The organism is Edaphobacter aggregans DSM 19364 (assembly GCF_000745965.1).
Lineage (GTDB): Bacteria > Acidobacteriota > Terriglobia > Terriglobales > Acidobacteriaceae > Edaphobacter > Edaphobacter aggregans.
Genome location: NZ_KN050791.1, coordinates 56,571 through 79,214 on the forward strand (window position 1 = coordinate 56,571; position 22,644 = coordinate 79,214).

The window sequence follows — 22,644 nt, forward strand, 5'->3', positions numbered from 1 at the left end:
ACCTTCGGCGTAATCTTCGTCACCATCCTGGTCTCCTTCAATCCCACCATCTAATCGCCGTCCCTCCGGCGAACCACCAGCACGGCGCAAGCCGTGCTTTTTCACGCACGCGAAGCGCAAGGAAGTAAAGTTGCCCAAGAAGATCAAAGTCATCGGCGGCGGCCTAGCCGGCCCCGAGGCCGCCCTCCAGGCCGCCTCCCTCGGCTGCGAAGTCACCCTCTACGAGATGCGCCCCCTCCGCTCCACCGAGGCCCACCAGACCTCCGACTTCGCCGAGCTAGTCTGCTCAAATTCGCTGAAGTCCGAGAGCGAGAACTCCGCCCCCTGGCTCCTCAAGCAGGAGATGCGCCGCGCCAACTCCTTCCTCCTCTCCGCCGCCGACGCCTCCGCCGTCCCCGCCGGCCACGCCCTCGCCGTCGACCGCGTAGACTTCTCCGCGCGCGTCCAACGCCTCATCGAAGACAACCCGCGCATCACCGTAGTCCGGGAAGAGATCACCAGCCTTCCCGAGGAATCCGAAGACCCAGACACCCTAACGATCCTAGCCTCCGGCCCCCTCACCTCACCGCCGCTCGCAGCCGAACTCCAGCGCATCACCGGCTCCAGCCACCTAGCCTTCTACGACTCCATCTCTCCCATCGTCGACGCCAGCACCATCGACATGGACAAGGTCTACTTCGCCGCCCGCTGGGACAAAGGCACCGCCGACTACATCAACTGCCCGTTCACCAAAGAGGAATACGACACCTTCCTCGAAGCCCTCACCGCCGCCGAAACCGTCCCCGCCAAAGAATGGGAACAAATCCCCGGGAGTGCTCTCAATGCTCGTCATTCTGAGCGCAGCGAAGAACCCCCGCATTTCTCCGGTGACGCCGAGGCTGCAGAAGAAAGGGCAAGCAGCTCAACTGGCAACCCGCAACCTGCAACCGCCACCCCCCAACCCAAATACTTCGAAGGCTGCCTCCCCATTGAAGAGACCGCCCGCCGAGGCCGTGACACCCTCCGCTTTGGCCCCATGAAACCCGCCGGCCTCACCAACCCAAAAACCGGCAAGTGGCCCTACGCCGTCGTCCAACTCCGCCAGGAGAACCTTCGCGCCGACTCCTACAACCTCGTAGGCTTCCAGAACCACCTCAAGTTCGGGGAGCAGGCCCGCGTCCTCCGCCTCATCCCCGGCCTCGAGAACGCCAAATTCCTCCGCTACGGCCAGATCCACCGCAACACCTACATCAACTCCCCCTCCGTCCTCACCGAAACCCTCCAGCTCCGCGCCCGACCCGACATCCTCATCGCCGGCCAGCTCTCCGGAGTCGAGGGCTACACCGAATCCATCGCCTCCGGCCTCCTCGCCGGACGCTTCGCCGCCGCCCTCGCCCAAGGCCGAACCCCCGCCCCTGCCCCCCGCCTCACCGCCAACGGCAGCCTGACCCACTACATCACCCACAGCGAAGCCAAATCCTTCCAACCCGCCAACATCACCTTCGACCTCCTCCCCCCACTCGAAGAAGACCTCCGCCGCAAGATCCGCGACAAAAAAGAACGCCACCGCATCCAGTGCGAACGAGCCCTCGAAGCCTGGACCACCTGGCTGCACGCACCAGGCCTTATCCGCAACCTCCTTACGCCGTCATTCTGAGCGCAGCGAAGAATCTCAGTAGTTCGCTCGAAGCGCCCCACCCCCCCCCGGCTGTGGAAAAACCTTGTCAAGCCCCACTTTCCCGTATCTCACACAAACCAATAAAGATCCAAGTTGCCGATGAATTACCATCAGTTCGATATACTGAATACAGCAATCGAGAAAGCCGTTAGGCCCGCGACAATCGCGGGCCTAACTCTTTTGTTTTCTACATTTTTGGTATTAAACCCTTTGAATGCAATATTTTACGCTGCACCCAAGAGACTAAGCCACGCAAAATCAGTACCTTGCGCAAAACAGGGGGGAGGGGGTCACTTCTTCTTCTTGTTCCGAGCCTTGATCTTGAACCAGATCGGCGAGCCGATAAACCCGAAGCTCTCCCGAATCTGGTTCGCGAGAAACCGCTCGAAGCTGAAGTGCAGCTTCACATCCTTGTCCGTGAACAGCACAAACGTCGGAGGCGCGACCGCAGCCTGCGTCATGTAGTAGATCTTCACCCGCTTCGACATCGGAACCGAAGCCTTCTGGAAGTCCACCTTCTCCAGAAAACGGTTCATGTTCCCCGTCGAGACGCGCTTCCGTCGCTCGCGAGCAACAAGTCCGACTTTCTTGAAGACCTGATCGACGCCCTTGTTCTCCATCGCGGAGATGAACAGCAGCGGAGCGTAGTCCAGATACTTCAGCGCATCACGAACCTGTTGCTCGTAAACCTTCTTGTCCGCCGCAGGTTTTCCATCGCTCCGGTTCGTCGTCACCGCGTCCCACTTGTTCACGACGATGATCACGCTTCGCCCGCTCTCATGCGCATAACCGCCGATGTTCGCATCCAGAGCCGTAACGCCCTCAACCGCATCGATCAGCAGCAGGGAAACGTCCGCCGCCTCAAGATGCTTGCGCGCCATGATGACCGACAGCTTCTCGGCCATCAGCTTCGTCTTGCCCTTGCGGCGAATTCCCGCCGTATCGACAAACCGGAAGCTGTGTCCGTCGCGCTGCACAACCTCATCCACCGCATCGCGAGTCGTCCCCGCAATTGGTGAAACAATCGCCCGCTTCGTGCCCGTCAGCGCGTTCAGTAGCGTTGACTTGCCAACGTTCGGCCGCCCGATGATGGCGATCTTCGTCTCGAGCTGCTCGTACTCGCCATGCGAACGCAGACGCCGCGGCTGAGGACCATCTTCGTCCTCGGCCATCTCGCCCTCGATAGTCAGCATCACCTCAGTCGGCTCCTCAGCAACCGTCTCCGCAGGCAGCGCCGCAAAGACCTCGTCCAGAAGGTCGCCGACGCCGGTCCCATGCTCCGCCGAGATCGGTAGAACATTCCGAAACCCAAGCGAGCGGAAGTTCTCCGCGCCCGCCAGCAACTCGGCCGAGTCCATCTTGTTCACGGCCAGAAACAACGGTTTGCCGCCGCGCAGCAGCAGCCGCGACAGTTCCATATCCGGCGAAGCCAGCTCTGTCCGCCCGTCGACGACCATCACGATCGCGTCAGCCTCTTCGAGCGCCACCTGAGCCTGTCGAAAGATCTCGCTCGGAATCAGCGCCTCATCATCAGGAATCACGCCGCCCGTATCGACGACCCGAACGATGCGCCCGGCCCAATCGATCTCGCCATAGATGCGGTCGCGCGTAATGCCGGGTTCGTCTCCGACGATCGAGCGCCGCGAGCCCGTAACTCGGTTGAACAAGGTCGATTTGCCCACATTCGGCCGCCCGCAGATGGCAATCAGTGGAGACTTCGCGTCAACAGCATCTGCGGACTCTTTACGTGCGCCGTCAGTGGTGTAGCGCGTCGCTTCGAACTCCGCCTCACGCCAGCCACGCTGCTCGTCCGCCTCTTCGTTCTGCGGGCGCGCAGTCGCGGGCCTGACGCTCTTCGGAGGTCGTCGTTGGTCGCCGCGCAACGTCACGCGAGCCTCGAACTCCGGCGACCGCTTCGGAACTCGCTTCAGCTTCTCGGCCTCAGCCTTCTTCGCCGCAAGCTGCTTACGCTTGCGCGGATCGATCGCTCCAGTCGTCGGCGCAACCTTCGGCGCGCGGCCCTTTTTGGGCCGTGTGCTGGCCTGACGGTGTTTCTTGCCCAGTCGTTTCTGCTCGTTCTTTGCCACGGAGGGTTCCAGCTTTCTCCCGCGCCCTCGGGCTGCGAGATGACTCCAAAATCGCCACTTAGCCGGCGGCGCAACATAACCTGTCTATTATAGAAACCAGCGTCGTCTTTGCCGCTTCTTCGCCCGTGTCCTCAACCACGCCCATCACGATCCTTCCCGCCGCTCTCGAACCCGGCGAGCGTCTGCCATCGCTGCACGAGTTCTTCGCGCCCGGCGGAATTCTCTCGCGCTCCTCGCTGGCCTTCGAGCACCGCAAAGGTCAGTATGAGATGGCGCGCGCCGTCGAGAAGGCCTTCGCCGACAAGCGCCACCTGATCGTCGAGGCCGGAACCGGAACCGGAAAGACGCTCGCCTATCTTCTGCCCGCTCTGCGCAAGGCCCGCGAGAACCAGCAGCGCATCATCATCTCGACCGGAACGAAGAACCTGCAGGAGCAGCTCTTCTTCAAAGACGTGCCGTTCCTCGAGTCGCTGCTCGGCCCGCTGAAGATCTGCTACATGAAGGGCCGCGGCAACTATCTCTGCCGTCACAAGCTGTATGCACTGCGCGACAATCCGCTGCTCAATGGTCTCGAGGAGATCGAGCAGTTCCACCACATCGCCGCCTGGGAGAAGACCACCGAGACCGGCGATCGCGCCGAGATCGACATGCTGCCCGAGACCTCCGCGCTCTGGCACAAGCTCGACGCGCGCACCGAGGCGTGTCTCGGCCAGAGCTGCCCCGATTGGGGACGCTGCTTCATCACGGCGATGCGCCGGAAGGCTCTCGAGAGCGAGATCGTCATCGTCAATCACCACCTCTTCTTCGCCGACCTGAGCATCAAGCAGCAGGCCGGAAACGCGCCCGATGCAGGCATTCTCCCTGAGGCTGCCGCAGTGGTCTTCGACGAGGCGCATGAACTCGAAGAGGTCGCGTCGAACTACTTCGGCATCGGCCTGAGCACGCAGCGCGTCGATGAACTGGTGCGCGACGTCGAGATCATGCTCCGGGCGAAACAGGCCTCGACATCGGCGATTGAGAGCGCCTGCTCAACACTGCAGAACCGCTCACGGATGTTCTTCTCCGCGCTGCCCGATCAGGCGAACGGTTCAGGCCGAATGCCGTTCCTCAACCGCGCCGACTTCCTTGAGGAGAGCGGCGATTACTACACCGCAACGTTGAACGCGTTGACGCGGCTCGAAGGCGAACTGGAGCGTGTGAAGAACGTTGAAGAGTCGGCGGGCCTGCGCAAGCGCGCCGCAGACATCCGTGCGCATCTCTCCTTCCTGCTCGAGTCGACAGACCACAACACCGTCTTCTGGATCGAGCGCCGGGCGGTCGGCGGCGTTCGTAACTTTGCGCGCGGCCACGGTCACACGGCCTTCAACACGCATCTGCAGGCGACGCCAATCGACGTCTCGGAGCTGCTCTCGACGGCGCTCTTCGACAGCTACTCGAGCGTGGTGCTGACCTCGGCGACCCTGACCGTCTCAGGAGGCTTCGACCACATCCGCAAGCGTCTTGGTCTTGTCACGGCACGTGAACTGGTTGTGCCCTCGCACTTCCAGTACGAGCGGCAAGCCTTGCTGTACTTGCCTCCAACGATGCCCGATCCGCGCGAACCCGACTTCACCGAGCGCGCGGCGGAGCGGATTCGCCGCGTGCTCGAGATTACGCAGGGCCGCGCCTTCTGCCTCTTCACCAGCTACAGCCAGATGCGGACGATCTACGAGCGAATGCTGGCCGAGCTGCCCTATCCGCTGCTGCTGCACGGAACCGCACCGCGGCATGTGCTGCTGCAGCAGTTCCGCGAGACGCCGAACGCTGTGCTCTTCGGAACGTCGAGCTTTTGGCAGGGCGTTGATGTTCAGGGCGAGCAGCTAAGCTGCGTGATCATCGACCGCCTGCCGTTCGCGGTGCCAACCGATCCAGTCGTCGAGGCGCGGATGCGCGCGATCGAGGAAGCTGGAGGCAAGCCGTTCTTCGACTATCAGGTTCCGAACGCGGTCATCACGCTAAAGCAGGGCTTTGGGAGGCTCATTCGCTCCCTCGAGGATCGTGGCGTACTGATGCTGCTCGATCCGCGCGTCCAGCGCCAGCGCTATGGGCGCATCTTCCTCGAGAGCCTTCCTCCATACCGGCGAACGGATGAGATCGGCGATGTCGAGGCGTTCTTTGCACCCGTAGAATAGAGTCAGCGATGGGACGGAACCTTTACATACTCGCTGGAACGCTGCTGGTGCTGGCGCTGATCTCCTGCGGCCTGGCGTATACGAACATTGCGCAGCAACCGGGTTCGCCAGGCGATGTCTCGCTATGGCGGACGACGGGACTGGCGCTGTTCGTCGTGTCGCTGGTGGTGGCTCTTGCAGGCATCCTGTCATCGCTGTTCGAGCAGGTGGAGCGCCGCGCCGAAGAGGAGCGGCGTCACCGGCGAGGGCGCTAGTTCGGCGCAGAGACGTTACAATAGAGAGTGGCCAGGCGCGCTGGATCACCCGCAAAAATCGAGGCTTTCGCGCGGCATGCTGAAAGGTATCTGAAATCCCATGTTTGAAGTCACCGTAGAAGCCGGTTTTTCCTCCGGCCACTACCTTCGCAACTATCGCGGCAAGTGCGAGAATCCGCACGGCCACAACTACAAGGTGTACGTCACCCTGGTCGGCGAAGAACTGGATGAAGCTGGACTGCTGCTCGACTTCAAGCTGCTGAAGCAGGTGATGCGCCCCGTGGTTGACTATCTCGATCACCAGATGATCAACGATCTCGAGCCGTTTACTACGGTCAATCCCTCGGCGGAGAATCTGGCCCGCTACTTCTACCAAGAGACAGCCAAGCAACTCCGCGACATGACCGCAGGCCGCGTGAAGGTGAAGGACTGCACCCTGTACGAGACCGACACGAGCTTCGCCCGCTACTACGAATAACATCTGCCATGCATCTAATCGAACTCTACAAATCCGTTCAGGGCGAGTCGTCCTTCGCCGGGCTGCCGTGCATCTTTGTGCGGCTCGCGGGCTGTAACCTGCGCTGCGCGTGGTGTGATTCGGAGTACACGTTTGGCGGAGGCAAGCCGTTTACGCAGGACGGGATCGTCGCGCAGATCGAGGCTCTAGCCCCCTGCAGGCTGGTGGAGTTCACCGGAGGTGAGCCGATGCTGCAGGCGCGTGAGCTTCTGCCCCTGATGGATCGATTGCTTGCCGAGAGCTACACCCTGATGATCGAGACCTCAGGCGAGCGTCCGCTGGCCGATGTGCCGAAGGCCGTGCACAAGATCGTCGATGTGAAGTGTCCCGGCTCGGGTTCGGCCGCGAACTCATTTCGGACGGAGAACCTCGATGCTCTGACAAAGCGCGATGAGGTGAAGTTTGTCGTCTCCGACCGCGCCGACTACGAGTTCGCGCGGGACTTTATCCGCGAGCATGCGCTCGAGCAGAAGGCGGGACAGATTCTGCTGTCGCCGGCGTTCCAGAGGGTGCCCTCTCCGCTGCGGACGGCCGACAACATGGCGCTCGATCCGCGCAAGCTGGTGGAGTGGATGCTGGAAGACGGACTACCGGCAAGGCTTTCGCTGCAGATCCACAAGTTCATCTGGGAGCCGCAGAAGAAGGGCGTGTAACTCGGCAACGTCCGAGTTCGCGCGTCTGCGCTAACATCAACTATGCGACTCTGTTTTGCCTCTCTCCTGCTGTTTGCGGTTACGTGTACCTCCGCCCAGATTCCTCAAAAGCCGATCGAGATCAAGGTCGTCGTCGTGAACATGTTTGAGGTCGGCGCCGATACGGGCGACGTTCCCGGCGAGTATCAGTACTGGGTGGAGCGCGAGCATCTGGACACGGTGCTGCCGTTTCCCGAGGGCTATCACGACCTTCGCATGAACAAGGATGGCGTGCTCGACGTGCTGACCGGCGTCGGTACGGCACGGGCTGCGGCGACGATGATGGCGCTTGGCCGCGATCCTCGCTTCGACCTGACCCACGCCTACTTCGTCGTTGCGGGAATCGCAGGGATCGATCCGGCGATGGGATCGCTGGGTTCTGCGGTCTGGGCCGACTACGTCGTCGATGGGGATCTGGCGCACGAGATTGATGCGCGGGAGATTCCGAAGGACTGGAAGACGGGCTATGTCCCGCTGGGCAAATCGACGCCCTATGAACAACCGCGTGCAGCGCGCTTCGGTGACGATGGCAACGCGTATCACCTGAATCCCGCGCTGGTCGACTGGGCGTTCCGGCTGACGAAGGACATTCAACTGGAAGACACAGCGGCGATTCGCGAGCGGCGGCAGCAGTTCGAAGATGCGAACGCAAAGCGTCCTCCGTTTGTGCTGCGCGGCGGCGATTTGTCGGCATCGACCTTCTGGCATGGAAAGCTGCTGAACCAGTGGGCACGCGACTGGGTAAAGTACCAGACCGATGGGAAGAGCACGTATGCGGTCTGTGGAATGGAAGACACGGGAACGCTTCAATCGCTGGCGTGGCTTGCGCGTGCCGGCAAGGTGGACGCGAATCGTGTTCTGGTTCTGCGGACGGCGTCTAACTACGACCAGCAGCGTCCGGGCAAGACGGCGGCGGAGAGTCTGGCCGAGACGAAGGTTCGGCAGTACAGCGCGTATCTGCCGTCGCTCGACTCTGCGTACCGCGTAGGTCACGTCGTCGTGGATCAGTTGGTGGCCAATTGGGCCGAGACGAAAGACAGGCTGCCCGGAAGTTGAAGCGAGGCTAAGCGATCATGCGGCGGACGACGCGGCGGACGGTCTCAGTGACGACGCCGTAGACGATGTGCGAAGCGAGTTCACTCGATTTCTCGCGGACCGTCTGGGATTCGGGGCGGGCCGTCAGTCCGAGTGCGGGCAGGGCGCCATCGTGGGTGAGCGCTACAAGAGCCATGCCGAAGCTGGCGCCTTCCTTGGCCGTTGCTGCGGGGTAGAACTCAGCCAGAGCGCCATAGGCAGCGCCAGTTGCGGCTCCGAGCCCCCAATTCGCCGTGGGAGAGGCGGCTGCCTTGCGAACGAGAGCGAGGCCGCGCTTGCTGCTGGTCTCTTCCAGCACCGGCGGCTTCTGCTCACCGCGAGGACGCGGCGGGTAGATCTTCTCGATAGCGGTCTTGGCCGCCGTAGCGACGAGGCCGCCGATCAGTCCAGCCACGGCTCCCTTGGCCAGGGATCTCTGTCGTTGGGTCGTCTTCACTGGAGTTACCTCGTAGCGTCAAGGTACTAGGATGCGTGGCCGGCGGGCGGGGCTGTGCGGCGGCTAGTCGATGTTATCCGACGTAGGCGGAGGCGTCGGTGCAGTCGGAGTCCGAATTAAGCTTGAGGGCGCGGAAGAGCAGCGTGAGAACGGCTGAGAGGGCCAGGTTCAGCAGCAGTGCCGGAACCGCGGCGTACATCGCCCAGGTTCCCCCCAGCCAGGCCGGCAGATGCAGCGGGTAGACAGAACTCTTGAGGCTCAGCGAGGCTGCCATTGCAGTACCCGAGGCCATGCCGGCAGCCCAGCCAGCAAGCAGCGCCCAGGGATGGAACCAGCGGGTAAAGACGCCGAAGACGATGGTGGGAACGAGCTGGCACATCCAGATGCCGCCGAGAAGCTGCATGTTTATGGCGTAAGGAGTGGGCAGCCAAAGAACGAACGCGAGCGCGCCGAATTTCACGACGAGGGAGACGATCTTGGCCATAGCGGACTCTTCATGGGGCTGCATCTTCCTGCCGGCGAACTCGCCGTAGAGGTTGCGGGTGAAGAGGTTCGACGCCGCGATGGACATGATAGCCGCCGGAACAAGTGCGCCGATGGCGACGGCGGCAAGGCAGAAGCCGGCGAACCACTCAGGGAACGACTTGAGGAAGAGCAGCGGAACGGCGGAGCTGGTGTTCGTGGTCTCAATACCTGCGGCGAGTGCGAGGTAGCCGAGCAAGGCGATGAGGCCCAGCAGGAAGCTGTAGGCAGGAAGCATTGCGGCGTTCCGGCGGACGACGTTGGCGCTCTTCGCGCTGAGAACGGCGGTGGCGGTATGTGGGTAAAGCATCAGAGCCAGCGCCGACCCGATGGCGAGCGTGGAGTATCCAAGAAATTGGCCCGGCTTGAGGTAGATGGTCGCCGGAGGCTGGTGAGTCGCGAGAGCCTGGTTGGCGAGCGAGAAGACGTGGCTGTAGCCGCCGAGCTGGATGGGGATGATGATGAGCGCGGCGAGGACCATGATGTAGAGCATCAGGTCTTTGACGATGGCGATGACGGCAGGTGCCCGGAGGCCGCTTGAGTAAGTGTAGGCGGCGAGGATGATGAACGCCACGGCCAGCGGCCACTCGCCTTGAAGGCCCATGGACTGGATGACGACCTTCATGCCGACGAGTTGCAGCGCGATGTAGGGCATCAGCGCGAGCACACCGGTCAGCGCAATGGCGACGGTAAGCCAGCGATTTCCGTAACGGCCGCTGACGAAGTCTGCGAAGGTGACGTAGCCATGGCGATGGCAGACGCGCCAGAGACGGGGAAGCACGACCATCATGTACGGGTAGGCAATGATGGCATAGGGGACGGCGAAGAAGCCCATGGCTCCGGCGCCGTAGAGCGCCCCCGGCACGGCGATGACTGTGTAAGCGGTATAGAGGTCGCCGCCGATCAGGAACCAGGTGATCCATGTTCCGAAGCTGCGGCCGGCGAGTCCCCACTCCTCAAGTGAGGCGATTCCTGCTGCGGGCCGCCGCCAGCGCGCTGCCCAAAAGCCTGCCACTGTGACCAGGAGAAAGAAGACGCAGAAGACGGCCAGCGCGGTGGTGTGCAATCAGCAGGACTCCATGGATTTTGGATAAGAAGAATGTTAGCGCATGCCTAGAGGCCGCGGCCGGAGTCGTTCCACTCGTAGACAACGACGCCGAGATCGCCGAGGGTTTTGATGACGGACTCCATGTTGCGGCGAACCTGGGCGCGGGCACTTACAGGGGTCTCGTGCGCCTCTTCCACGGCGACGACGCGGCCGTAGGGCCAGGCACCGCTGGGGATGGCGTTCAGTGCGGTGGGAAGATCGCTGAGGCGGACGTCAAGGTTGCGGCGACGTGCGCCGATGGGGCGCAGCAATCCGCCCTGGCCGAGTTGGCTGGTGTTGGCGTCAGCCAGAAGGACGTGCAAGGTGACCATGCCCCCCTGCACCGTGAGATACGGGTTCTCCCAGGAGGTAAGACTGCGGACGGCCATGTAGCGGGTCTTGGAAGGAGGCGGAATGAGGTCGAGTTGCTGGCGAGCCGCCTCAAGCGCCTGACGCTGCTCCTGATCAAGCGACGGGGAGGGAGCCGAGGCTTGGGCTGGTGTGCGTGTGCAGCCGGTGAGACCGAACGGAAGGATGAGCGTACTGGCGAGGGCGATCAGCAGCTGTGATCGGCCGTTTGTGGTGAGCATATTGCCTACAGAATAGCAAGGATTCGCGAGGGAAGCTGTGTCCGGTCCGTCGTGACCGGAGGTTGCTAAGCTGTCAGCGGCCGGTCCAGACCGGCGGCCGCTTTTCGAGAAAGGCCCGAGTTCCTTCGGCTTTGTCGGCAGTGCCGCAGAGACGGCCAAAGATCTCGCCCTCAAGGCGGAGTGCCGCATCGAGATCGCGATCGGCACCCTTGTAGACAGCTTCAAGGCATGCGGCGACGGCAAGCGGGGCCATGGCAAGGATGGAGCTTGCCAGCTCTCGGCCGCGATCCAGAAGGCGGTCTGCTGGAACCACCTCGTCGACCAGGCCGATCCGTAGGGCCTCGCCAGCATTGATGATCTGGCCGGTAAGGAGAAGCTTGAGCGCGGCCGATTGACCGACGAGGCGTGGGAGTCGTTGCGTGCCGCCATACCCCGGAATAAGGCCGAGCTTTGCCTCCGGCTGGCCCAGCTTTGCGGTATCGGAGGAGATGCGCATGGTGCAGGCAAGCGCGAGTTCGCAGCCTCCCCCCAGAGCGAAGCCGTTGATGAGGGCAATGACCGGCTTGCCGCAGCTCTCAATCTGGCGAAAGATGGTACGGCCTCGGCGCGCCAGGGCACGGCCATTGACGCGGTCGGTCTTGGCGAGTTCGCCGATATCAGCTCCTGCGGCGAACGCCTTCTCTCCTGCGCCTGTGATGAGGATCACGCGCACCTCGGCGTCTTTGGCAAGAGCGGTGAAGAGGTTCTTCAGGTCTCCGAAGACCTGCCCGTTGAGCGCGTTGAGGACGCGTGGGCGGTTGAGCGTTACAGTCGCCACCTGGTCGGCGATCTCGCAGAGCAGCGTTTCCGTGTTCATCGTATGGGCCATCGTCCTCCTCAGTTCTATCAGCGATCTCCGGCTGAATGAATGCGATGACTCTCAGGTCGCTCGCAGCGATAACGATACAATCGAACTCATGATCAAGGGAATGACGCTGGTCCGCGAAATGGCCTCGGGGGACGCTCTCGACAAACTCGGTCGCCTGCTGCTGTCGCTGGGCTTTGAGCAGGGCAAGGGATGGAAGGATGAGACGGGTCGCGGGACCGCGCTGCTGGCTCCGCTGGGCAACCTGGAACTGGTCGCGGGACGGCAGCCGGCCGTTCCGCCGATTCTGATTGAAGTGATCGGGCTCGATGCGATCCATACGGCTGTGCAGCAGTGGATGCTTGCAAACTATCGGACCGAAGAGGTGGATTCGCTGCTGAGCAAACCCGAACCGACGCACTGGAACAGCCGACTGTTTACGGTAAGGCTTCCGGAGGGCAGCTCCGATGGCCTGGTGCTGGGTTTCTGGCAGTCCGAGAATCCTTTGCACGGCAAGCCGGTGGCGATAGAGGGCGATCTCTCGGCCGCAGGGATGCGGTTTGCGATCGTCACAGCGCGGTGGAATGCGGTGATCACGGACCGGCTGCTGCAGGGTGCGCTGGATGGGGTGTATCGGAGCGGCGCCGCGAAAGCGGATGTCGAGATCGTCCGGGTTCCGGGCGCATGGGAGATTCCTTCGGCGGCGCGGACGCTGGCCGAGTCGAAGCGCTTCGATGCGATCATCACTCTGGGCTGCCTGCTGCGCGGCGAGACTGCGCACTATGAGGCGATTTACACCGAGGTCGCGCGCGGCATCGGACAGTCGCAGCAGGATACTGGCGTGCCGCATGCCTTTGGCGTGCTGACCTGCGAGACGCTCGAACAGGCGCTCGACCGCGCGGGCGTGAAGGCCGGCAACAAAGGATTTGAGGCGGCGATTGCAGCCATCGAGATGGTTTCGATCCAAAGGAAGATTCGCGCGGGAGAGAGTGGAAGCTAAATGGGGACACGACGGAAATCCCGCGAGCTGGCGATGCAGATGCTCTTCCAGGGCGATCTGGGCAAGCAGACGCCGGAGCAGGTGGCGAAGCTCTTCTGGGACTCGCGCGATGACGTGGACGATGACACGCGCGCGTTTGCCGAAGACATCTATCGCGTGGCGACGACACGGCAGCCGGAGATCGATAAGCTGATTGAAGCACACGCGCAGAACTGGCGGCTGGAGCGAATGGCCGTCGTGGACCGCAACCTGATTCGTGCGGCGGTGGCGGAGATGCTGGGGAACCCGAATACGCCGGCGGCGATCATCATCAACGAGTCGCTCGAGGTGGCGCGACGGTATGCGGCGCCGGAGTCGGTGCACTTCCTCAATGGAGTACTTGATGCGATTGCGCGCGATCTGCTGAAACAGCGACTGGCCTGAACGCCGGCATAATGGTTTGAGCAGAAGAAAGCCCTCTCCGCGGAGAGGGCTTTGCTGTTCCTGGCAACGGATTACGAGGTCGCCTTGCGTGGGTGCTGGACGAGCAGGTTGGGTGTAACGAAGGTTGCGGGGTCGTCCGTCTGATTGCTGTTGTTAAAGAGTGGCAGCTTCGGCGTGATAGCCTTTGTCGGATCGTCGGTCAGGGTCTTGCTGTTGACGAGATGAACCTTGTTGTCCCCCGACGTCCCAACATAGACGGTTAGGTTGTCGGAGCTGATCGTACCGGCGACCGGAGCCGTTGCGCCGGTGAGGGCGATTGGTGTCACTGTGCCAGCAGCGGGCGAGTAGGCGGGAAGCGAGCCAGAGCCTGTGTAAGTGATAAAGGCCGCGGTCGAATCCGAAGTCGGAATGATGCCGGTGATTGCGTTCGCAGTCACACCGAGAGGAACGGAGCGGCTCGAGCTGCGCTGCCCCGTGAAGTAGTTCGGCGCGACGACATCGGGGCAGGCTCCTACCGGCCTGTCGGTTCCCGGAGGCGGGGGAAGACCCGGCGGTGTAAAACCGAGATCGACCAGCGAGGCACCGCTTGCGGCGGTCGCTCCGAGAATGTGCAAACCGTCGTTCGTCGCCGCGATGCGGTCCGTCACGTCGGTCGCGGAGTCGGCCAGCGGGTAGTACAAGTTCGAGATGGAGGTTACGTTCGGCGGAGTTCCGGTGATGGTCGTGCTGGCGCAGTAGCTGCGGCCGGTGGTAGGCGAACCGGCAAGGTAGACGCCGACACTCGGCACCGTGATAGCGACATCGGAGGCAGGGGAGCCGAGAGTCGTCAGTGTCCAGCCGGTAAAGTTCGAGTGGACGAGAAGCTGATTATTCGGGACGATGTTTCCGCTCGCGTCCGGCGTACCCATGGTGATGTATACGGTCTGGTTGTCCTGCGTGAACTCGGCGTGTGTCGCCACACCGCCGTAGGTGGAGGAGATGGTTCCAGCCGAGGCGTACAGATAGACCAGCTGCTTGCGGGGATCGGTGATGATGAGCGTCGTCCCATCCGGAGAGATGGCCAGTACCTGTCCGCCTACGGTATTGTCCTCGCGGAGAATGCCGTTCGTTGTGGCGTTGAAGACCATCAGTTCGGTCGGCGAGCCCATGTAGATGGTTGAGCCATCGTTCGAGATGACCATCGAGTTGGGGGCATAAGGCAATCGCACCGGAGAGCTGACGGTCGGGTTCGTGAAGTCGATCGGCAGAAGGTAACGCGATTGGGTGCTGGCGATCCAGAGCAGCGTGCTGTTGGAGCCGGGCGTGGTGATGTTGACCGGGTTCGAAGCAACAGGCTTGCCGTTGCCGAAGAGACCGATCTGGTTGTTCGGTGACGGATTGCAGTTCGGCGGCTGGCAGAGGGCTGTGATCGATGCTGCGCCCGGGAAGATGGGAGTGATGGCACCGGTTGAGGCGGCAGGAATCGTCGTCGGCGTGGTGGAGACGAAATCAAGCGCGAGACCGGTCAGCGTCTTGCCGTTGATGTCGACCGCCGTGGCCGAAAGCGGCTGCGTGGTGTTCTGGTTGACCGTGACGCTGGTCTGGCCGCCGGTGTTCGGTACATTGAGGGCAATGGAGACCGGCGGACAGGTGGAGAAGAAGCCCGCCGACGAACCCGCCTGGGTGAGATTGGCACTGATGACAGTGGAGCCGGGCTGCTGTGCCGTAGCGACGCCGTTTTCGTCGATGGTGACGACGGAGGAGCTCTGCGCAGCAAAGGTAAGGTGGCCGACCTGACAGGTGACGTTGTTCCCATTGGCATCAAACGCCCGGGCAACCAGCTGCGCGGTCGAGCTCTGCGAGATGCACGCATTGCCAACGTAAGGATCGGCCGTTACCGTCGACTGCTTCGAGAGCTGGCAGCAGTTGGAGGACTGATTGTTGGCGTCGACGGCATCATCGGTGGTGGCGCAGGCGTTGGATGCTGTTGGATTGCCGAGAACAACGCTGGTCACTTTCGGGTGCACGAAGATTGGCAGGGGATTGCTGTTGGCGCCGCTGCCGCTGGCGACGACATAGACAGTTCCGGTCTTGCCCGTAACATTACACGTCGTGTAGTCGGGGATGCCACCGCCGGTATTCCGGTTCCACGTGCCAGCGCAGAGCTTTCCGGCTTGTGTTCCTGAGGGCACCACGTCGGCGACGTCCAGCGTCGCCTTTCCATTCGCATCGAAGACGCCGTAGGTGTATGAGGTGACCGTAACGGTGCTGCCCTTGCAATCGGTAGCTGTGGGCGACGATACCTGGCCGATCTGGCCCTGGTTCAGCGAGATTCCGTAGATCTTCGGCAGCAGCGTAATCGTCTGTGCCGTGCCGACGATGGGGCCCGAGTCTCCGCCGTTGCAGAAGACGACGGACGTCCCCCTGGAGCAGCCGGAGATGGAGACGCCGAAAGGAATTGTGAAGAGAAGCAGGACCGCTAGAGTAACAAACCGACGCATTGAACCTCCCCGTTCAACCGGAACGCAAGCCGAACGGTTTCACCGCATACGCTGAATTCCCGAGGCTTCAGTGTATAAAGCCGATGCCCCGGAGGCAACTGACAGACTGACTGTTTGACGCAGCTTTCTACTGCGCGTGAACTCCATGCTACGCAAGAGATGCGTTACTTTGCAGGCATCTCGGTCTCAAACCACTTCAAGGCGCGCTCCAGTACGTCGCGGCGGTGTCCTGGATCGTGGAAGGCGTGGCCTTCGTTAGGATAGACGACGAGCTGGGTCTTGACTCCTTCGGCGCGCAGCGCGTGCCAGAACTCGAAGCTCTGAGGAGCAGGGCATTCGCCGTCGCGATCGCCGACAACCACGAGGGTCGGAGTCTTGACATTCTTGATGAACTCGATGGCAGAGCTCTTCGCATAGACGGCGGGATCGTCGTAGACCGTCGCGCCGAAGAAGGGAACCATCCACTGGTCGATGGAGTTTTCGCCGTAGTAGCTCTTCCAGTTGCTGATGCCGGCTCCGGCCACTGCGGCATGGAAGCGCGTCGTCTGGGTGATGGCGAACATGGTCATGAAGCCGCCATAGCTCCAGCCAGTGAGGCCCACCCGATCTTTGTCGATAGGAAGGCGTGCTTCGAGCGTGTCCATGCCTGTGAGGATGTCGCGCAGGTCGCCGTAGCCAAAGTCCTTCACGTTGGCCTGGGTGAACTTCTCTCCCTGGCCGTAGCTTCCACGCGGATTCGGCATGAAGACGAAGTAGCCGAGCGCGGAGAAGGGAACCGCTCCGTAGCCGACGCCGGGCCAGCGCGGTGTAACGGCTGAAGATGGGCCGCCGTGGACATCGACGATGAGCGGGTACTTCTTTGCGGGATCGTAATTGGACGGATAGAGCAGCCAGCCCTGCACGTGGAAGCCCTCGTTCGTCCACTCGACATTCTCTGTCTTGCCCCAGAGGGGCTTGAGCGAGTCATTGAGGTGGCTGATCTGCTTGAGATGCGTCATCGGGCCGGCCCAGACCTCGGGCGCGTGCTCAAAGGAGTTACGGATGATACCGATATCGCCGTTGTGGGCAACCGAAACGCTCATGACGGAGGTTCCAGAGCCGACGGTCTCAGGCAAGGTGACGGTCTGTTTGGGATCGTCTTCCCCGGCATCGATGTGGTGGGCGACGATGCGCGAGCTGCCGCCGACGTGCTCGGAGATTTCCAGGGTCTTGTCGTCGATCCAGCCGAAGAAGGCGGGAGTTGAGGTGCGGTTGGGAGTGAGATTCTTCGGCTCGCCACCTGTCGAGGGGATGACCCAGATGTCGCCGCCGGTTGAGCCCTGATCGGACATGAGGCCGCCGATAAAGGCGATCTGCTTGCCGTCGTCAGACCAACGAGGGAGTGCGATCTGCAGACCGTGAAGAGGGCCGGAGATTGCTTTCGTATTGAGGATGGACTTGGGCAAGGCCCGATCGGTACAGTCTGGTGCTGCACACAGCGCCTGCGTGTAGAGCTGCGCCACCCACCAGTTGTTCTCTCCGGGAGGATTTGCGGCGACATAGGCGAGCTGCTTCGAGTCCGGCGACCAGCCGAATTCGTACACGTGCAGGTTGGTGGGCGTTACCTGGGAGAAGGCGCCGTTCGCGACATCGACGATGCCCACACGCTGCACCTCGACACCGTCCTCGCCGATGACCCCAGCCCACGGCTTCATTGCAGCGAGGGCGCCAGCGCTGCGCGTTGCATTTTCGACAAAGAGGAAGGCAATCGTCTTTCCGTCGGGCGACCAGGCGATGTCATCGATCTCGCCGGTAAGGTGAGTAAGCTGCCGGGACTGGCCCGTCTCTTTCGACCAAAGAAAAATCTGCGCCTGTCCGTTGTGCTCTGGGGTGCAGGTAGACGCGTAGGCGAGCGACTCACCATTCGGCGCCCACGCCGGGGCATCGCTGCCACAGGAGCTCGTGTCAGTTGCGGGGGAGATCGTCCGGTCCTTTGTCGGGTCAGGATTGGCGGTGGTGCTTAAATGAAGCTCGTATCCTTTGGCTGAGCGGGCAGACCAGGCGACGGTCTTTCCATCCGGCGAGATGGCCGCCTCCATCGGGGTGTGGGTCATGCCGAGCGTCTCGAGAAGTGCGCCGATGCGCGGATCGTCACGGCGGGCAGACGACTTGTCCTGAGCGACGAGGAGACTGGGGCAGCAAACAACGAGGGAGGCGAGGAGCAGGATAGCAGTAGAGCGGAGCCGTACGAGAACCATCTTCGAAGCCTAGCATGGAGAATCTTCGTAGATCGCGCAATGCAATCTGCATTTTCCACCCTTCTGCAGCGCGACCCGTGCAGAAGGACGAAGATTTGCGCTAAAAGTTTGACTCCAAACCAGGATATTGCTATTGTTAGAGGGTTCCGCGAGTATCCGGAGCGCGCCGGAAGGAGATAGAAGGCGCGACGGGCAGAGAAAAGCCCATGCAATCACTAGATTCCTGTGTAGCAGACGCGGAGAAGTGAATTGCGCTATACTGGATATAGAGAAAGAGAACCGCAGGGGTTGCCTGATTTCAAGGCAGCGAAAGATCTGCGGCCCATCGATTACGCGCCTGCGACACCCTCCACCTTGGATGGGCTATGCGGGTCGGAACAGCGAAACGGAGTTGGGCGAGCCTGAGAGGGTAGTTTCTCGATCGGGAAGATGGACCCGGCCACCGTCGACTGTTTTCGTCTGGTTGTACAGGGTTTTACAGACGCGAAGCAGGACTACTTCGCCCAGGGGTGCATGTGCATCCTCGCATTTGCGCGTGTGCTGCAATTTGCGAGCGAAGGGTTCTTTTGCGCGCCTGACAAAAGTTTAGGTTTGCAATACCAAGGAGTCCGAGTGCCTACGTTTCATCAGCTCGTCAAGCAGGGCCGCACGCCCACCCGCTATAAGACTGCCAGCCCCGCGCTGCAGGGTTCCCCTCAGCGCCGTGGTGTCTGCACCCGCGTCTACACCCAGACCCCAAAGAAGCCGAACTCGGCGCTCCGCAAAGTGGCCCGCGTCCGCCTGACCAACGGGATCGAGGTGACTACTTACATTCCGGGCATCGGCCACAATCTGCAGGAGCACTCGATCGTGCTCATCCGTGGTGGCCGCGTGAAGGATCTGCCAGGCGTTCGCTACCACGTTGTGCGCGGCACGCTCGACTCGGTCGGCGTGGCCAACCGCAAGCAGAGCCGCTCGAAGTACGGCGCCAAGCGTCCCAAGGCTGCTGCCAAGTAAACCGAAGTTTTAGCCATCAAGCCCAGTTCGTGAGAGGTCACCGCGCTGGGGGAAGAAGAGAGAAGAAGGAATGCCGAGAAAAGGTTACATTGCGAAGCGTGAAGTTGCGGCCGATCCGGTCTACAACTCGACACTGGTGACGAAGTTCGTCAATTCCATGATGTGGGGCGGCAAGAAGTCGACCGCGCAGGGCATCTTCTATGAGTCGATGAAAAATCTTGAGGCCAAGGGTGGCGACGAGGCCCTGAAGCTCTTCAAGAAGGCCGTCGAGAACGTGAAGCCTCTGCTGGAAGTGAAGAGCCGCCGCGTTGGCGGTGCGAACTACCAGGTGCCGATCGAGGTCAACCCCGAGCGGCGGACCTCGCTTGCGATTCGCTGGCTGGTGACCTACGGTCGCGCCCGCGGAGAAAAGGGCATGGTCGAGAAGCTGACGGCCGAGCTGCTGGATGCGGCGAACGGCCGTGGCGCGGCGATGAAAAAGAAGGAAGACGTTCACCGCATGGCTGAGGCGAACAAGGCCTTCGCGCATTACCGCTGGTAAACACTTCTTCGCAAAGCTTTGGTTTTAGGGTTCAACGCAGTAATTACCGCGGGCAGTCCCCGCAGATGAGAGATCAATCGTGGCACGCACTACACCTCTGAATCGTTGCCGGAACATCGGAATTATGGCGCACATCGACGCCGGTAAGACGACGACGACCGAGCGCATCCTCTTCTATACGGGCATCACGCACCGTATCGGCGAGGTGCACGAGGGCACTGCGACCATGGACTGGATGGAGCAGGAGCAGGAGCGCGGCATCACGATCACCTCGGCTGCGACGACCTGCACCTGGAAGAGCCACCGTATCAATATCATTGACACCCCCGGTCACGTGGACTTCACGGCCGAGGTGGAGCGTTCGCTTCGCGTGCTCGACGGCGCGGTCGCCTGCTTCGATGCAGTTGCCGGCGTGCAGCCCCAGTCGGAGACGGTGTGGCGTCAGGCTGATAAGTACAAGGTTCCCCGCATCTGCTTCATCAACAAGATGGACAAGGCGGGAGCTGATGCCGTGTACGCGACATCGACGATCGTCGATCGTCTTGGCGCTCGCGCTGTGCCGATCAATATCCAGATCGGCGCGGAGTCGAAGTTTGCCGGCGTCGTCGACTTGGTCACGATGAAGGCAATCCTCTGGCACGACGAGACGATGGGCGCCGAGTACTCGGTTGAAGATATCCCGGCTGAACTGCTCGACAAGGCCACCGAGGCCCGTCACTTCCTTATCGAGGCGGTCTCTGAGCACGATGACGACCTGATGCACCTCTATCTTGAGGGCCAGGAGCCGACGGCGGAGCAGCTCAAGGCTGGCATACGCAAGGCGACGATCGCAATGAAGATCTTCCCTGTCCTCTGCGGCTCGTCGTTCAAGAATAAGGGTGTGCAGACGCTGCTCGACGCCGTGGTCGACTTCCTACCCAGCCCAATCGACATTCCTCCGGTTCAGGGCGCTAATCCTGACAACTTCGAGGAGAAGATCACCCGCAAGACGGAAGACAACGAGCCATTCTCGGCTCTCGGCTTCAAGATCATGACCGACCCCTTCGTCGGCCAGCTGATCTTCATCCGCATTTACTCGGGCACGCTGAAGACCGGCGACTCGGTTCTGAACCCGCGCACCGGTAAGACCGAGCGCATCGGCCGTCTGCTGAAGATGCACGCCAACAAGCGCGAGGAGATTACTGAGATCCTCGCGGGCGACATCTGCGCTGCGGTTGGTCTCAAGAATCTGGTCACCGGCGACACGATCTGCACCGACAAGGCTCCGATTGTGCTCGAGTCGATCGACTTCCCTGCGCCCGTTATCGAGCTCGCTGTCGAGCCGAAGACCAAGGCCGACCAGGAGAAGATGGGCATGGCGCTGGCCAAGCTCGCGCAGGAGGACCCGACCTTCCGCGTGCACACCGATCCTGACTCGGGCCAGACCATCATCGCCGGCATGGGCGAACTGCACCTCGAGATCATCGTCGACCGCATGATGCGCGAGTACAAGGTCGAGGCCAATGTAGGTAAACCGCAGGTGGCCTATCGCGAGACGATCCGTGCGAACGCCGAGGCCGAGGGCAAGTACATCCGCCAGACCGGCGGTTCTGGTAACTACGGCCACGCGAAGATTCGTATCTCGCCCAACGATCCGGGCAAGGGCTACGAGTTCTCGAACGACATCAAGGGTGGCGTTATCCCGAAGGAGTACATCAAGCCGATCGATCAGGGCATTCAGGACGCGATGACTCGCGGCGTGCTTGCCGGCTACGAGATGGTCGATATCAAGGTCTCGTTGTACGACGGTAGCTATCATGATGTCGACTCGAACGAAATGGCGTTCAAGATCGCCGGTTCGATGGCCTTCAAGGAAGCTGCTCGCAAAGCGAAGCCAGTCCTGCTCGAGCCTGTGATGGACGTCGAGGTCACGGTTCCTGAGGAGTACATGGGAACGATCATCGGCGACCTGAACTCACGCCGCGGCCGTATCGAGGGCATGGAGATGGTCGGCGGAACTCAGGCGATCAAGGCCACGGTGCCGCTGTCGACGATGTTCGGTTACGCGACGCACATGCGTTCTTCGACGCAAGGCCGCGCGAACTACTCGATGCAGTTCAAGCAGTATGAAGAGGCTCCCAAGTCGGTCTCCGAAGAGATCATTGCCAAGGTTCAGGGCAAGGAAGCCAAGGTTTAGTCAGGTATTCGTAACGCAGCACAGGAAGAAAGACGGAGAGAGCAATGGCGAAGGAAAAATTTGACCGGTCCAAGCCGCACGTGAACATTGGGACGATTGGTCACATTGATCACGGCAAGACGACGCTGACGGCGGCGATCACGAAGGTTCTGTCGAAGCACAACCCGAAGAACGCGTTTCGTTCGTTCGACACGATCGACAACGCTCCTGAGGAGCGCGAGCGCGGCATCACGATTGCGACCTCGCACGTGGAGTACGAGACGGCGAACCGTCACTATGCCCACGTCGACTGCCCGGGCCACGCCGACTACATCAAGAATATGATCACGGGCGCGGCGCAGATGGACGGTGCGATTCTCGTGGTCGCGGCGACCGACGGTCCGATGCCCCAGACCAAGGAGCACGTTCTGCTGGCGCGCCAGGTCGGCGTGCCGTACATCGTGGTCTTCCTGAACAAGTGCGATGCGGTTGAGGATCAGGAGCTGGTTGACCTGGTCGAGATGGAGGTCCGTGAGCTTCTGTCGAAGTACGACTTCCCGGGCGACGACGTTCCCGTGGTCCGCGGTTCGGCGCTGGGCGCTCTGAACGGCGAGGCGCAGTGGGAGGCCAAGATCGACGAGCTGATGGACGCTGTCGACAAGAACGTTCCGCAGCCGGACCGCATGGTCGACCTTCCGTTCCTGATGCCGATCGAAGACATCTTCTCGATCTCGGGCCGCGGCACCGTAGTCACCGGCCGTATCGAGCGCGGCAAGGTGAAGGTTGGCGAGGAAGCCGAGATCGTGGGCTTCCGCGAGACGCGCAAGACCGTGGTGACGGGCGTCGAGATGTTCAAGAAG

The 22,644-nt window shown here is 61.6% G+C and carries 19 protein-coding genes; 12 read left to right on the forward strand and 7 right to left on the reverse strand.

The annotated features are described in order from the left end of the window. The first annotated feature begins 130 nt into the window (after positions 1 to 130). Entirely contained in the window at positions 131 to 1,636 is a 1,506-nt protein-coding gene (gene trmFO, locus Q363_RS45215; RefSeq protein WP_035359733.1) for a methylenetetrahydrofolate--tRNA-(uracil(54)-C(5))-methyltransferase (FADH(2)-oxidizing) TrmFO, read from the forward strand. Positions 1,637 to 1,947: 311 nt separating this feature from the next. Here the strand turns inward: trmFO and der are convergent, their stop codons facing one another. Beyond that, the gene (der, locus tag Q363_RS34880) at positions 1,948 to 3,744 is read right to left on the reverse strand and encodes a ribosome biogenesis GTPase Der (RefSeq protein ID WP_035359735.1); all 1,797 of its coding nucleotides are present in this window, start codon (positions 3,742 to 3,744) and stop codon (positions 1,948 to 1,950) included. Between the two features lie 125 nt (positions 3,745 to 3,869). Between der and yoaA the strand changes: the two genes are divergently transcribed. The 5 genes from yoaA to Q363_RS34905 all read left to right on the forward strand — a co-directional run bounded on the left by yoaA (position 3,870) and on the right by Q363_RS34905 (position 8,434). Next, positions 3,870 to 5,915 (forward strand): DNA repair helicase YoaA, encoded by a 2,046-nt coding sequence (gene yoaA / locus Q363_RS34885; RefSeq protein ID WP_051979776.1) that lies wholly within the window; start codon positions 3,870 to 3,872, stop codon positions 5,913 to 5,915. Between the two features lie 8 nt (positions 5,916 to 5,923). Continuing rightward, positions 5,924 to 6,169: a hypothetical protein gene (locus Q363_RS34890; RefSeq protein ID WP_035359737.1), complete on the forward strand. Its 246-nt coding sequence runs from the start codon at positions 5,924 to 5,926 to the stop codon at positions 6,167 to 6,169. A 100-nt stretch (positions 6,170 to 6,269) separates the two neighbouring features. Further along, on the forward strand, positions 6,270 to 6,647 hold the full coding sequence (queD, locus tag Q363_RS34895) for a 6-carboxytetrahydropterin synthase QueD (RefSeq protein WP_035359738.1): 378 nt from the start codon (positions 6,270 to 6,272) through the stop codon (positions 6,645 to 6,647). 8 nt (positions 6,648 to 6,655) lie between these two features. Beyond that, on the forward strand, positions 6,656 to 7,339 hold the full coding sequence (locus tag Q363_RS34900; RefSeq protein ID WP_035359740.1) for a 7-carboxy-7-deazaguanine synthase QueE: 684 nt from the start codon (positions 6,656 to 6,658) through the stop codon (positions 7,337 to 7,339). Positions 7,340 to 7,381: 42 nt separating this feature from the next. Then, a complete protein-coding gene (locus Q363_RS34905) occupies positions 7,382 to 8,434 on the forward strand; it encodes a purine nucleoside permease (protein WP_064742785.1) in 1,053 nt (350 codons plus the stop codon). 7 nt (positions 8,435 to 8,441) lie between these two features. Here the strand turns inward: Q363_RS34905 and Q363_RS34910 are convergent, their stop codons facing one another. The 4 genes from Q363_RS34910 to Q363_RS34925 form a co-directional block, all read right to left on the reverse strand. Beyond that, the gene (locus tag Q363_RS34910; protein WP_035359742.1) at positions 8,442 to 8,909 is read right to left on the reverse strand and encodes a DUF1440 domain-containing protein; all 468 of its coding nucleotides are present in this window, start codon (positions 8,907 to 8,909) and stop codon (positions 8,442 to 8,444) included. Positions 8,910 to 8,982: 73 nt separating this feature from the next. After that, the gene (gene mctP, locus Q363_RS34915; protein WP_035359743.1) at positions 8,983 to 10,497 is read right to left on the reverse strand and encodes a monocarboxylate uptake permease MctP; all 1,515 of its coding nucleotides are present in this window, start codon (positions 10,495 to 10,497) and stop codon (positions 8,983 to 8,985) included. Between the two features lie 47 nt (positions 10,498 to 10,544). Next, positions 10,545 to 11,108: a hypothetical protein gene (locus Q363_RS34920; RefSeq protein WP_035359745.1), complete on the reverse strand. Its 564-nt coding sequence runs from the start codon at positions 11,106 to 11,108 to the stop codon at positions 10,545 to 10,547. Positions 11,109 to 11,181: 73 nt separating this feature from the next. Next, positions 11,182 to 11,976, reverse strand: a complete 795-nt coding sequence (locus Q363_RS34925; protein WP_245632675.1) for an enoyl-CoA hydratase/isomerase family protein — start codon at positions 11,974 to 11,976, stop codon at positions 11,182 to 11,184. A gap of 88 nt (positions 11,977 to 12,064) precedes the next feature. On the opposite strand from Q363_RS34925, the gene ribH reads away from it, so the two are divergent. Beyond that, positions 12,065 to 12,952, forward strand: a complete 888-nt coding sequence (gene ribH, locus Q363_RS34930; RefSeq protein ID WP_035359748.1) for a 6,7-dimethyl-8-ribityllumazine synthase — start codon at positions 12,065 to 12,067, stop codon at positions 12,950 to 12,952. Beyond that, positions 12,953 to 13,375: a transcription antitermination factor NusB gene (gene nusB / locus Q363_RS34935; protein WP_035359750.1), complete on the forward strand. Its 423-nt coding sequence runs from the start codon at positions 12,953 to 12,955 to the stop codon at positions 13,373 to 13,375. It abuts the gene before it with no gap. A 71-nt stretch (positions 13,376 to 13,446) separates the two neighbouring features. On the opposite strand, the gene Q363_RS34940 is transcribed toward nusB, so the two are convergent. Both Q363_RS34940 and Q363_RS34945 read right to left on the reverse strand, forming a co-directional pair. After that, positions 13,447 to 15,855 carry a hypothetical protein gene (locus Q363_RS34940; RefSeq protein ID WP_035359752.1) on the reverse strand — a complete coding sequence of 803 codons (2,409 nt, stop codon included), beginning with the start codon at positions 15,853 to 15,855 and terminating at the stop codon, positions 13,447 to 13,449. A gap of 164 nt (positions 15,856 to 16,019) precedes the next feature. After that, positions 16,020 to 18,092 (reverse strand): S9 family peptidase, encoded by a 2,073-nt coding sequence (locus Q363_RS34945; protein ID WP_035359754.1) that lies wholly within the window; start codon positions 18,090 to 18,092, stop codon positions 16,020 to 16,022. A gap of 612 nt (positions 18,093 to 18,704) precedes the next feature. Here Q363_RS34945 and rpsL point away from each other — a divergent pair. From rpsL to Q363_RS34965, 4 genes are all read left to right on the forward strand, one after another. Next, positions 18,705 to 19,088: a 30S ribosomal protein S12 gene (gene rpsL, locus Q363_RS34950; protein ID WP_014263802.1), complete on the forward strand. Its 384-nt coding sequence runs from the start codon at positions 18,705 to 18,707 to the stop codon at positions 19,086 to 19,088. Positions 19,089 to 19,158: 70 nt separating this feature from the next. Then, positions 19,159 to 19,629 carry a 30S ribosomal protein S7 gene (rpsG, locus tag Q363_RS34955; protein WP_035359755.1) on the forward strand — a complete coding sequence of 157 codons (471 nt, stop codon included), beginning with the start codon at positions 19,159 to 19,161 and terminating at the stop codon, positions 19,627 to 19,629. A gap of 79 nt (positions 19,630 to 19,708) precedes the next feature. Further along, positions 19,709 to 21,805, forward strand: coding sequence for an elongation factor G (gene fusA, locus Q363_RS34960; protein WP_035359756.1), 2,097 nt, complete (start codon positions 19,709 to 19,711; stop codon positions 21,803 to 21,805). Between the two features lie 44 nt (positions 21,806 to 21,849). Beyond that, positions 21,850 to 22,644, forward strand: a 795-nt coding sequence (locus Q363_RS34965) for an elongation factor Tu (RefSeq protein WP_035359757.1), incomplete at its 3' end; no start/stop codon positions are given.